The organism is Micrococcus sp. MS-ASIII-49 (assembly GCF_000946635.1).
Lineage (GTDB): Bacteria > Actinomycetota > Actinomycetes > Actinomycetales > Micrococcaceae > Micrococcus > Micrococcus luteus.
Map to the genome: position 1 here is coordinate 1 of NZ_JXSP01000058.1, position 11922 is coordinate 11922.

An 11922-nucleotide genomic window follows, 5' to 3' on the forward strand; every position below is an offset into this window, starting at 1 on the left:
ACGCGGGTTGAGTTGTCACGGGTCCCGCCGTCGAACACCCGCGACAACCCAACCCGCGTTGCCCGGGGTGGCCCTGTCGCGGAGGCGGGGCCCGGGGGTAGGTTCGGCCCATGAGCATCGACGCCGCCCCGCCCGAGGACGTGGGCACCGCCCCCACGGGCACGTCCCCCGCCCCCGAGGCCCTCGAGGACTCCCTGCCGCATCCCTCAGACCCCTCCGTCACCCCGTTCCTCCTGTTCGAGGGTGACGCCGGTGCGGCCATGGACGCCTACCTCACCGCGTTCGTGGAGCACCTGCCGGTCACCGAGGTCCGCCGGGACCTCTTCGACGACTCCTCCCCGCGCGGCGCCGAATGGGCGGGCAAGGTCCTGCACGGCGAGCTCGAGATCGCCGGCCAGCGGCTGCGCTTCTTCGACTCCTTCACCCCGCACGGGTTCACGTTCACCCCGGCCATCAGCCTGTTCGTCGAGCTGCCGGACGCCACCGCGGTGGACGCCATCCACGACGCGCTCCTCGCCGGCGGCGGCCGTGACTGCATGCCGCCCGACGACGACGGCTTCTCCCGCCGCTTCGCATGGGTCGGGGACCGCTTCGGCGTGACCTGGCAGCTCAACGCGGCCTGAGCCGGTGACGGCCCGTGCCTGAAGGCGACTCCCTCGTCCGCGTCGCGCACCGGCTCCGCCCCGTGCTCGAGGGCCGGGTCCTGACGCACGCGGATCTGCGCGTGCCCCGCCACGCCACCGCGGACCTGACCGGCTGGACGGTGGCCGAGGTCCTGCCGCGCGCCAAGTACCTGCTGATGCGGCTGACCCCGCCCACGGCCCGCCCCGGGGCCCGTCCGCTCACCCTGATCTCGCACCTGAAGATGGAGGGCCGCTGGCTCGTCTCGGCCATCGACGCCCGGTGGGGCGCCCCCGCCTGGCAGGTGCGGGCGGTGCTGGAGACGGCGGAGCACCGCGTGCTCGGCGCCCAGCTGGGCCTGCTCACCCTCGTGCCCACCGCCGACGAGGCCGCCGTCCTCGGCCACCTCGGCCCCGACCTGCTGGACCCGGCCTGGGACACGCCCGACGACGGCGCCGCGCTGCTCGCCGAGGGCGTGCGGCGGCTCACGGCCCGGCCCGAGCGGCCGGTCGGCCTGGCCCTGCTCGACCAGCGGCTCGTCTCCGGGATCGGCAACATCTACCGCTGCGAGACCCTCCTGCTGGCCGGTATCGACCCGCACCGGCCGATCGGCGAGGTCGAGGACGTCGCCGGACTCGTGCTGCTCGCCCGGGACCTGCTGCGCGCCAACGTCCCGCCCGCCGCCCCCGCCGCGGGCGCCCGGCGCCGGACCACGGGCGTGCGTCCGAACCCGGCGCGACCCTTCGGGGTCGAGGTGCTGGTCCCGGCCGGTCCGTCACCCGACACGGCACCCGGCCGGACGCCCGGCGCGCGTGGCGGGGGGACGCCGTCGTACTGGGTCTACGGGCACGACCGCACCCCGTGCCTGCGCTGCCGCGGCCCCGTCCGCCAGGAGGACTACGGCTCCCCCGAGGACGATGCGCGGCGGCTGTGGTGGTGCCCGCACTGCCAGCGCTGAGCCGGACGCGCCCCAACGGTGGCCGCGTGTCGTCCCCGTTCCCTACGCTGAACCCGCCCCCGACCCGAGGAGAAGTCATGGCCGACCCGTTCCCGAAGGACCCGGAGGGCGCCGTCGTCGCGCTCGTGCTGGCCGGCGGCACCGGCGGCCGCCTCATGCCGCTCACCGCGGCCCGCGCCAAGCCGATGGTGCCGCTGGCGGGCCAGTACCGGCTGATCGACGTCGTCCTGTCCAACCTGGCCCACTCGCGCCTGCGGGACGTGTGGGTCGTGGAGCAGTACCGCCCCTTCACGCTCAACCAGCACCTGGCCGGCGGCCGGCCGTGGGATCTCGACGGCACCCGCCACGGCCTGCGGCTCCTGCCCCCCGCGCAGGGCCGCGCCGAGGAGGGCTTCGCCCGCGGCAACGGCCACGCGATCGCCCAGCAGCTGCCGCTGCTGGAGCAGTTCGGCGCCGAGACCGTCGTCGTGCTCTCCGCCGATCACCTGTACCAGCTGGACCTGCGCCCCGTGCTGGCCGAGCACACCCGCTCCGGCGCCGAGCTCACCGTGGTCACCACCGAGACGGACGAGGACCCCTCGCGCTTCGGCGTCGTCCAGGTGGACGACGACGGCGCCGTGACCGACTACGCCTACAAGCCGGAGGACCCGGCGGGCACGCTCGTGGCCACCGAGGTGTTCGTGTTCGACGTCGCCGCGCTCTCCGAGGTGGTCGGCGACCTCGTGGCGGGCGAGGACGAGGCGGCCACCAAGGACGAGGGCGAGACCGATGAGGACGGCGACCCCGTGGGCTCCTCCCTCGGCGACTACGGGGAGAGCATCATCCCGGCGTTCGTGGCGCGGGGGCGCGTGCGGGAGCACCGCCTCGTCGGGTACTGGCGGGACATCGGCACCCTGGACGCGTACGTCCGCGCCCACCGGGAGATCCTCGACGGCACCGGCCTGGACGTCGCTGCCGAAGGCTGGCCGCTGCTGACCAATCCGCACGCCGCTCCGCCGGCCTGGGTCGCCCCCGAGGCGACCGTCACCGGCTCCCTGCTCAGCCCCGGCTGCCGGATCGCGGGCGAGGTGACCGACTCGGTCGTGGGCCCCAGCGTGGTGGTCGAGGCCGGCGCCGTGGTGCGCGGGAGCATCCTGCTGGGCGAGTGCACGGTGCCCTCGGGCGCGGTGCTGGACACGGTGATCGCCGACGTCGGCGCCGCCATCCCGGCCGAGGGCGCCACGGGGCGCGCGGAGCCGGCCGACGAGGTCGTGGTCCTCGAGCCGGGCGAGCGCGGGCCCGCCTCCTCGGACGAGACCACCGGTTCGGGCGCCCCCGTCAGGGACTGATCGGCCGCGCCCTCCGGACCGGCCCGCCGGCCCGGTCTGCGGCGAGCACGGCCAGCTCCAGCATCAGGCGTCCCCGCGGGTCCTGCAGGCTGCACCCCGTCAGCTCCACCAGGCGCTTGGTGCGGTAGATGACGGTGTTGCGGTGGCAGATCAGGTCCTCCGCGGCGAGGGTCGCGGAGCCCGAGCGGCGCAGCAGCGCCCGCAGGGTCTCCATCAGAGTGGCGCGCTGGTCCGCGGGCAGCGCCCGGAGCGGTCCCAGCACCTCCTCCACCAGCAGCGCGGCGACCTCCGGGCTGGACTCCAGCAGCACCTCCGGCAGCCGATGGGAGGCCCAGGCGAGCCGCCGCTCGCCCGGCGGGAGCGTGTGCGCCGCCCGCGTCGCCAGCCGGAACGCCGCCGCCGTCTCGGGGATCCCCTGCCGGGCCCAGGCCACTCCCACCTGGCCCTCGACCAGCGGGCCCAGCGCCTCCGTGAGCCATTCCTCGTCCGTCGAGGGAGGCTCGACGACACCGTAGAGCGCCCCCTCGCGCACAGCCCAGCGGGACGTCGCCCCGAGTCGCCCCATGCGGTCCTCGGGGTGATGGAGCACGTCGCTCCCCGGGTCCTCGGCGAGGGCGACGACGCAGGCGAGGGGGGCGGTCGCCCGGACGCCCAGGATCTCCTCGGCCTGCTCCGCGTAGACGGGGTCCGCGCCCTTCCCCTCCAGCAGCCCGGCCAGGCAGTCCTCCTGACGGCGCAGGTCGCGCAGGGTGAGGCGCGCGGTCTCCCGCCGGTAGGCGGCGCTGAGGACCTCGCCCGTGACGCTCAGGTCCTCCCACAGCCGGCGCCCCGCCTCGAGGAGCTCCTCGGTCGTGATGTCGAGCCTGCCCTCGCGGACCCGCCGTCCCAGCTCCTCCCAGAGCAGCCGGTTGCCCGAGGTGTAGGTGGAGATCACGGTCTCCAGGGGCACCCCCTGGCGGGCGCGCTCGACGCCGGTGGCCCGCCACGTGTCGACCAGGCGCCCTCCCGCGCCCTCCCCGGAGGGCACGCCGGCCAGGCCCCGCAGGCCCCGACGGACGTGCTCCCGCGTGCTACGACGCAGCCTGGCCCGCAGCTCCGGCGTGGACCACGCCCCGCCCTGGTCGCCGCCCAGCGTGGCGGCGGCGATCTCGTCGGCGATCCGGTCGGCGTCCTCCAGCAGCGCCGACCAGGCCTCCCGCAGACGGCGCTCCGCGTCCCCGGACTCCTCGGGGACCCCTGCCTCCTGCACCATGCCGTCCTCCTCGCCGCCCCCGCCGGCGGCGTCCGGCCGGGCGGGACTCGTGTCCTGGCTGCACAACCGACTCTGTGCTCCGTGCCCATAGTGCCACTGTGGCGCCGGTCATACGGTGGGCGGAGACCTCGTCCGCACCCGGACCCATCCCACCCGAGCCCCCCCAGAGGAGCCGACATGAGCGAGACCCGCTCGGGCGTCCTGCCCGACCACGACATCTACCTCCTCGACGACGAGCTGACGGAGGAGCAGCGCGAGGTGCGCGACCGCGTCCGCGCGTTCGTCGACGCCGAGCTCATGCCCGTCATCAACGACTACTGGGAGCGCGCCGAGTTCCCGTTCGAGCTCGTGCCCAAGCTGGCGGAGCTGAACGTGGCGGGCACCGTCATCGAGGGGTACGGCTGCCCCGGCATGAGCCGCATGGCCGGAGCCCTGGTGTCGATGGAGCTGGCCCGCGGGGACGGATCCTTCAACACCTTCTTCGGGGTGCACTCCGGGCTGGCGATGGGCTCGATCAACGCTTTCGGCTCGGACGAGCAGAAGGAGCGCTGGCTGCCCCGGATGGCCCGGATGGAGATGATCGGCGCCTTCGCGCTCACCGAGCCCGACCACGGGTCCGACTCGGTGGCCCTCGAGACCACCGCCCGCCGAGAGGGCGACACCTGGGTGCTCGACGGCGCGAAGCGCTGGATCGGCAACGCCTCCTACGCCCACGTCATCGTCATCTACGCCCGCGACGTGGCCGACGGCCAGGTGAAGGCGTTCGTGCTGGAGCGGGAGCCGGACACGGAGTTCCCCGCCGGCTTCGAGCCGACCGTGATCACCGGCAAGATCGGCAAGCGCGCGATCCTCCAGCCGGACATCGTGATCTCCGGCCTGCGCATCCCCGAGGCGGACCGGCTCCCCGGTTGCTCCTCCTTCAAGGACGTCAACCGCGTCCTGAGCACGACCCGCGGCGGCGTGGCCGTCGAGACGCTCGGCCACGCCGTCGCCGCGTACGAGGCCGCCGTCGCCTACGCCGGGCAGCGCGTCCAGTTCGGCAAGCCGATCGCCGGCCACCAGCTGGTCCAGGGGCAGCTGGCCACCATGCTGGCCGACGTCACCAACATCAAGCTCACGTGCTTCCGCCTCCTGGAGCTGCAGGACCAGGGTCGCCTGACCGGCCCGATGGCCTCGCTCGCGAAGATGTCGGCCGCGCGCCAGGCCCGCCGGGTGACCTCCATGGCCCGGGACATCCTGGGAGGGAACGGGCTGCTGCTGGAGAACCACGTCGCCCGCCATCTGACGGACATGGAGGTCGTCTACACTTACGAGGGCACCGACTCCATGCAGTCGCTGATCGTCGGCCGCGCCATCACCGGCGTGTCGGCCTTCGCCTGAGACCTCCCCGCCCTCTCCCCGCCCCCCTTCCCGAAGGAGCACCACCATGCCTGAAGCCGTCATCGTCTCCGCCGTCCGCTCCCCCATCGGCCGCGCCCGCAAGGGGTCCCTCCGCGACCTGCGCGCCGACGACATGGCCGCCCAGATGGTCACCGCCGCCCTGGACCGGGTCCCCGAGCTGGACCGCGCCGAGGTCGAGGACCTCATCCTGGGCTGCGGCGCCCCCGGCGGGGAGCAGGGCGGCAACCTCGGCCGCGTGGTCGCGGTCTTGGCCGGCCTGCCCTCCGTGCCCGGCACCACCATCACCCGCTTCTGCTCATCCAGCCTGCAGTCCACCCGCATGGCGTTCCACGCCATCCGCGCCGGGGAGGGGGACGTGTTCGTCTCCGCCGGCGTCGAGTCGGCCAGCCGGCTGGACCGCGGCGCCTCCGACGAGGACACCCGCAACCCGGCGTTCCGCTCCGCGTGGGAGCGCTCGGCCCGCCGGGCCGAGGGCGACGCCCCCGTGTGGACGGACCCCGCCGAGGAGGGCGAGCTGCCGGACGTCTACATCGCCATGGGCCAGACGGCTGAGAACGTGGCGCAGCTGCGTGGCGTCTCCCGCCAGGCCCAGGACGAGTACGCCGTGCGCTCCCAGCAGCTCACGGAGAAGTCCCAGGCCTCCGGCTTCTGGGACCGGGAGATCTCCCCGCTCGTCCTGCCCGACGGCATCCGGGTCACCCGGGACGACAGCCCGCGCGCGGGCACCACGCTCGAGGCCGTTTCCCAGCTGAACCCCGTCTTCCGGCCCGACGGCACCGTCACCGCCGGCAACGCCTGCCCCCTCAACGACGGCGCCGCGGCGCTCGTCGTCATGAGCGACACTCGCGCCGCCGAGCTGGGGCTGACCCCGCTCGCCCGGATCGTGTCCACGGGCCTCTCCGCCCTCTCTCCCGAGATCATGGGCCTGGGCCCCGTGGAGGCGTCCCGGCAGGCGCTGGCGCGGGCCGGGATGAGCATCGACGACGTCGACCTCGTGGAGATCAACGAGGCGTTCGCGGCGCAGGTGCTCCCCTCCGCCGAGGACCTGGGGATCCCCCTGGACAAGCTCAACGTCAACGGCGGGGCAATCGCGCTGGGCCATCCCTGGGGTATGACCGGAGCCCGGATCACCGCCACCCTGCTGAACTCGCTGCGCGAGCACGACAAGCACATCGGCCTCGAGACCATGTGCGTCGGCGGCGGCCAGGGCATGGCGATGGTCATCGAGCGCCTGTCCTGAGTCCTTCCCGCCCCGTCCGCACCCGCACCCGCACCGACCCTCCCGGAGGAACCCCATGACCGAGCCCCGCATCGCCGTCGTCACCGGAGCCGCGCGCGGCATCGGCGCCGCCCTGGCCCGACGCATGGCGGAGGACGGCTTCGCCGTCGCCGCCGTCGACCTCTCGGCCGAGGCGTGCGCCGACGTCGTCGGGCAGATCGAGGAGGCCGGCGGGACGGCCCGCGCCTTCGCCGCCGACGTCGCCCGGGAGGAGTCGGTCGCCCAGGTGATGGACGCCGTCGTCGCCGAGCTGGGTGCGCCCGCCGTGCTGATCAACAACGCGGGCGTGCTCCGGGACAACCTGCTGTTCAAGATGAGCGCCCAGGACTGGGACACGGTGATGGACGTGCACCTGCGCGGGCACTTCCTCATGACCCGCGCCGCCCAGCGCCATATGACGGAGCAGGGGTGGGGGCGGATCGTGAACATCTCCTCCACGTCCGCGCTGGGCAACCGGGGGCAGGCGAACTACGCCGCGGCCAAGGCCGGGATCCAGGGCTTCACCAAGTCCGTCGCTATCGAGCTGGGCCGCTTCGGGATCACGGTGAACGCCATCGCGCCGGGCCTGATCGAGACGGACATGACCCGGGCCACCGCCGAGCGGATCGGCGTCCCCTACGAGACGTACGTGGCCAAGGCGGCGGAGCAGATCCCCGTCGCCCGCACCGGCACCCCCGAGGACATCGCCGCCGCGGCCTCCTTCTTCGCCCGCCAGGAGGCCTCCTTCATCTCGGGCCAGGTCCTCTACGTGGCCGGCGGACCCAAGGCCTGAGCCCCCCACGAGGAGAACGCCATGCAGACCTTCGACGGACTGGACGAGTTCGAGCGGGCCGTGGGCACCCACCTGGGCCACAGCCGCTGGCGCACCGTCACCCAGGAGCAGGTGGACCTGTTCGCGGACACGACCGACGACCACCAGTGGATCCACGTGGACCCCGAGCGGGCGGCCCGGGGACCCTTCGGCTCGACGGTCGCCCACGGCTTCCTCACCCTCGCGCTGCTGCCCTCGATGGTGCGGGAGATCTACCGGGTGGAGGGGATGGCCATGGTCGTCAACTACGGATCGGACCGGGTCCGCTTCCCCCATCCGACCCCCGTCGGCGCGCGCATCCGCGCCGGCGCCGAGCTCACCCGCCTGGACCGCGGCCCCCAGGGGGCGCTGGCCATGGTGACCACCACCGTGGAGATCGAGGGAGTGGCGAAGCCGGCCTGCGTGTCGGACTCGCTCTTCCTCCTCCGCCCGGGAAAGGACGCGTCATGACGTTCAACATCTCCGTGCTCCTGCGCGAGAGCGCCGCCGAGCACCCGGACCGCCCCTGCGTGATCCTGGGCGACCGTGCCTGGATCTACGCGGAGGTGGACGCCGCCGCCGACCTGGTGGCCGCGAACCTCAGCGGGCTGGGCCTGGCCCCGGGCACCTCGGTGGCGGTGCAGCTCCCGGACATCCCGCAGTTCCTGTTCGCCTACTTCGGCCTCGTCCGTGCCGGCTTCGTCATGGTCCCCCTCAACCCCCTGCTGACGCCGCGCGAGATCGCCCATCACCTGTCCGACTCGGACACGGCCGTGCTCATCACCGTGGATACGGCGGCCGAGGCGGCGGTCAAGGGCGCGGCCCAGGCGGGCGGGTCCGACGGCGGTCCGACGGTGTACGTGGTCTCCACGGGCGCCGGGGAGCGGCCCGCGGGGACCCGGGACTTCGCGGAGCTGCTGGCCCCCGGCCCCTCGGTGGACATGGCCCCCACCCAGGCCGACGACACCGCGGTGATCATCTACACGAGCGGCACGACCGGCCCCCCCAAAGGCGCCGAGCTCACCCACTTCGGCATCTACATGAACACGACGGTCTCCGGCGCGCGCATCCCGATCCGGCCCGACGACGTGGTCCTGGCCGTGCTGCCCTTCTTCCACGTGTACGGGCTCACGAGCGTGCTGAACATCTGCGTCCGCCACGCCTGCACCATGGTCCTGCTCCCCCGCTTCGACGCCGCCGCCGCGCTCGACCTGGTGGAGCGCCACGGGATCACCCGCATCTCCGCCGTGCCGACCATGCTGATCGGCATGGTGGAGGACCCCGACACCGGGCGGGACCTCTCGTCCGTGAGCCAGGTGGTCTCCGGAGGCTCGGCCCTGCCCCAGGAGGTGCTGCGGCGCTTCGAGGCGAAGTTCCCGCGGGCGACCATCCTGGAGGGGTACGGCCTCTCCGAGTCGACCAGCTCGGTGGCGGTGAACGTCTCCCGGGAGGAGCGCCGCGTCATGTCCATCGGCAAGCCGCTGTGGGGCACCGAGTGCCGCGTGGTGGACGCGGAGGGACACCTGCTCGGCCCCGGGGAGGACCAGGTGGGGGAGCTGCTCTTCCGCGGCCCCACCATCATGAAGGGCTACTACCGCAACCCCGAGGCCACGGCGGCCACCCTCGTGGACGGGTGGCTGCGCACCGGGGACATGGGGTACCGGGACGAGGACGGGTTCATCTACGTGGTGGACCGCAAGAAGGAGCTCATCCTCCGCGGCGGGTACAACGTGTACCCCCGCGAGGTGGAGGAGGTCATCGCCACGCACCCGGCGGTCTCCGAGGTGGCCGTGGTGGGGCGTCCGCACCCCTCCCTCGGCAGCGAGGTGGTGGCGGTCGTGAGCACCCGGCCGGGCATGAGCGTGACCCCGGCGGGGGTCATCGAGCACGCCAAGGTCTCCCTGGCGGCGTACAAGTACCCGCGCGAGGTGGTCGTGGTGGACAGCCTCCCCAAGACCGCCACCGGCAAGATCCGCAAGCGGGACCTGGCGACCACGCTGGCCGAGCCGGCCTCCCCCGAGTCGCACTCCGCGACGCCGTAGCCGCCCGCGACGACGGCCGCGCTTCCCTGTCCTCCCCTCCTGGGAGAATCGGGAACGTGGCCGTCCCCTCCCCCCTTCCCCTGCGTAACGGCGTCAACGCGACCCGCCTGCGCCTGCCCGCCTCCGGACCCTGGGCGTCCGTCCAGGAGTACGTCCTGGACCGCTTCGGCCACGTGGACCCGGACGGCATCCGGCGGCGCTTCGCCTCCGGGCAGGTCGTGGCCGCGGACGGCGCCCCCATCCCGGCGGACACGCCGCTCGGCGTGCACGACGACCTCTGGTACTACCGGGACGTCCCCGACGAGGCCCCGCTGCCCGTGACGCACACGCTCCTGCACCGCGACGAGCACCTCGTGGTCATCCACAAGCCGCACTTCCTGCCCACCACCCCGGGCGGCCGCTTCGTCCAGGAGACCGCGCTGGTGCGGCTGCGCAACGAGCTCGGCCTCGATGACCTCGTGCCCCTGCACCGGCTCGACCGGGCGACGGCCGGCGTCGTGATGTTCTCCGCGAACCCGGCCACCCGCGGCGCCTACCACCTGCTCTTCGAGCGGCGTGCCGTGGCCAAGACCTACGAGGCCGTGGCGCTCCTGCCGGACGCCCCCGACGACGGCGCCCGCCGCCCCGGCGCCCCGGCCGACCCCGTCCTGGGGCGATTCCCGCTGACCGTGCGCAGCCGGATCCGCAAGGACAAGGGGATCCTGCGCTCCGTGGTGGAGGAGATCCCGCCGGCCGCCTCGGGACGCCGGGCGGGCGCGCCGGTGCGGACCCGGCGGTCGAACCGGCCCCACGCCGGGGCGAACGCGGAGTCCCGGGTGGAGCTGCTGGGCGTCGGCGTCTCCGCCGGGACGCTGGCGGGGCGGCGCGTGGCGCACCTGCGGCTCACCCCGCGCACGGGCCGCACCCACCAGCTGCGCATCCACCTGGCCGCCCTGGGCCTGGGCATCGCGTTCGACCCGTTCTACCCGGACCTGCTCGACCTCGCCCCGGACGACGTCACGCGTCCCCTGCAGCTGCTCTCCCGGTCGCTGCGCTTCACGGACCCGGTGACGGGCGAGGAGCGGGAGTTCACCTCCCCCGCTGAGCTGCAGGAGCGACCGCGGTGACGGGCGGGGACCCGGCCGCCCTGATGGACGCGCTCGGAGTGTGGTTCCACCCGCTCACCGCGCTGCTCGTGGCCCTGGACGCCCCGATCCCACCCGTCCCGTCGGAGGTGGTGGTCATCGGCTCGGGGGCGCTCGCGGCCGAGGGCCGGGTCTCCCCCGTGGCCGCGGTGCTGGCGGCGTGGCTGGGCTGCTGGGCCGGGGACGTCGGCCTCTACGCGCTGTTCCGCCACGGCCTCGCCGACCGCCTGGACCGCTGGGCGTGGTGGCGTCGGATCCACCGGGGGATCCGGAGCCTGCTGGTGCGGGTGGGCCCGGCGGGCAGCCTGGCGGGGCTGTCCGTGCTGCGGTTCGTCTCGGGCGGGCGGACGGCGTCGATGGCGGCGGCCGGGATCGGCGGGATCCGCTGGCCCGTGTTCCTGTGGCTGTCCGGGGCGGGCTCGCTTGCGTGGTCCGGGTCCATGGTGGGGCTCGGCTGGATCACCGGCCGGGCCACCGGCCTGCCGTGGTGGGCGTCCGCGGTGGTCGGCATGGTGTTCGGTACCCTTGCAGGGTTGATGATCGCGGGGATCATGGCCCACCGTCGCCGGGGCCGGAAGGGGTGAGCATGCAGGACGCGTCCTCCGAGTCCCGCGCCGCCCTCGAGCGCCTCCGGGGCGCCTCGGCGCCCCGTCCCGACGACGACGCGACGCGTGCCCCCGCCGCGCGCCCCCGCCGCGCCCTGGCCGCGCCCGGGGAGATCTCCCGCCGCGATCTGCGCCGTCACGAGCGCGCCCTGCGCTCGGGCCGACCCGAGACCGCCGCCGAGCGCCGCGTGCGCGAGGACCGCCGCGCGGACGTGCACCGCGCCATGGACCGCCTGCGCACTCCGGGCGCTCCCGCCGAACAGCGCCCACGCCGGGACCTCAGCGAGATCCTGGACCGCCTCGGCAGCCCGGACCTCGCCCGTTTCGCCGATCCGCTCGTCGGCACGGTCGAGCGCATCCTCCCCGCCCCGGGGCGGGACCCGGAGAAGGCCGCGGAGGCCGCACGTCGCCGCGCTGCAGCCGAGGAGCGCCGGCGGGCGCGCCTGCGAGCCGGCCGGGAGCGCGCCGCCGAGGTCGCCCGTCGCCGGGCCGCCGAGCACGAGCGGCTCGCCGCCGAGGCCG

11 protein-coding genes and 1 pseudogene are annotated in these 11922 nt (G+C 74.5%); 11 read left to right on the forward strand and 1 reads right to left on the reverse strand.

Features of this window, described 5'->3' with window-relative positions:
• Positions 1 to 110: 110 nt before the first annotated feature.
• The 3 genes from SJ20_RS04215 to SJ20_RS04225 all read left to right on the forward strand — a co-directional run bounded on the left by SJ20_RS04215 (position 111) and on the right by SJ20_RS04225 (position 2907).
• Complete coding sequence (locus SJ20_RS04215) at positions 111 to 623, forward strand: VOC family protein (RefSeq protein ID WP_044659049.1); 513 nt, start codon at positions 111 to 113, stop codon at positions 621 to 623.
• A gap of 14 nt (positions 624 to 637) precedes the next feature.
• Complete coding sequence (locus SJ20_RS04220; RefSeq protein WP_044659050.1) at positions 638 to 1579, forward strand: DNA-formamidopyrimidine glycosylase family protein; 942 nt, start codon at positions 638 to 640, stop codon at positions 1577 to 1579.
• Between the two features lie 77 nt (positions 1580 to 1656).
• Entirely contained in the window at positions 1657 to 2907 is a 1251-nt protein-coding gene (locus SJ20_RS04225; protein ID WP_044659051.1) for a glucose-1-phosphate adenylyltransferase family protein, read from the forward strand.
• Here the strand turns inward: SJ20_RS04225 and SJ20_RS04230 are convergent.
• Positions 2897 to 4159, reverse strand: coding sequence for a CdaR family transcriptional regulator (locus SJ20_RS04230; RefSeq protein ID WP_020627988.1), 1263 nt, complete (start codon positions 4157 to 4159; stop codon positions 2897 to 2899). The genes SJ20_RS04225 and SJ20_RS04230 overlap by 11 nt on opposite strands.
• A gap of 177 nt (positions 4160 to 4336) precedes the next feature.
• On the opposite strand from SJ20_RS04230, the gene SJ20_RS04235 reads away from it, so the two are divergent.
• The 8 genes and pseudogenes from SJ20_RS04235 to SJ20_RS04270 form a co-directional block, all read left to right on the forward strand.
• On the forward strand, positions 4337 to 5539 hold the full coding sequence (locus tag SJ20_RS04235) for an acyl-CoA dehydrogenase family protein (protein ID WP_036316076.1): 1203 nt from the start codon (positions 4337 to 4339) through the stop codon (positions 5537 to 5539).
• 46 nt (positions 5540 to 5585) lie between these two features.
• Positions 5586 to 6800 carry an acetyl-CoA C-acetyltransferase gene (locus SJ20_RS04240; protein WP_020625412.1) on the forward strand — a complete coding sequence of 405 codons (1215 nt, stop codon included), beginning with the start codon at positions 5586 to 5588 and terminating at the stop codon, positions 6798 to 6800.
• 55 nt (positions 6801 to 6855) lie between these two features.
• Complete coding sequence (fabG, locus tag SJ20_RS04245) at positions 6856 to 7611, forward strand: 3-oxoacyl-ACP reductase FabG (protein ID WP_020625413.1); 756 nt, start codon at positions 6856 to 6858, stop codon at positions 7609 to 7611.
• Between the two features lie 21 nt (positions 7612 to 7632).
• The gene (locus SJ20_RS04250; protein ID WP_020625414.1) at positions 7633 to 8100 is read left to right on the forward strand and encodes a MaoC family dehydratase; all 468 of its coding nucleotides are present in this window, start codon (positions 7633 to 7635) and stop codon (positions 8098 to 8100) included.
• Complete coding sequence (locus tag SJ20_RS04255) at positions 8097 to 9671, forward strand: long-chain fatty acid--CoA ligase (protein ID WP_044659052.1); 1575 nt, start codon at positions 8097 to 8099, stop codon at positions 9669 to 9671. Before SJ20_RS04250 ends, SJ20_RS04255 begins: the two co-directional genes overlap by 4 nt.
• A gap of 56 nt (positions 9672 to 9727) precedes the next feature.
• Positions 9728 to 10777 carry a pseudouridine synthase gene (locus tag SJ20_RS04260; RefSeq protein WP_044659053.1) on the forward strand — a complete coding sequence of 350 codons (1050 nt, stop codon included), beginning with the start codon at positions 9728 to 9730 and terminating at the stop codon, positions 10775 to 10777.
• Positions 10774 to 11379 (forward strand): DedA family protein, encoded by a 606-nt coding sequence (locus SJ20_RS04265; RefSeq protein ID WP_044659054.1) that lies wholly within the window; start codon positions 10774 to 10776, stop codon positions 11377 to 11379. The genes SJ20_RS04260 and SJ20_RS04265 overlap by 4 nt, the downstream gene beginning before the upstream one ends.
• Before the next feature lie 2 nt (positions 11380 to 11381).
• Positions 11382 to 11922 (forward strand): annotated as a pseudogene (locus SJ20_RS04270) (hypothetical protein); the annotation flags it as partial.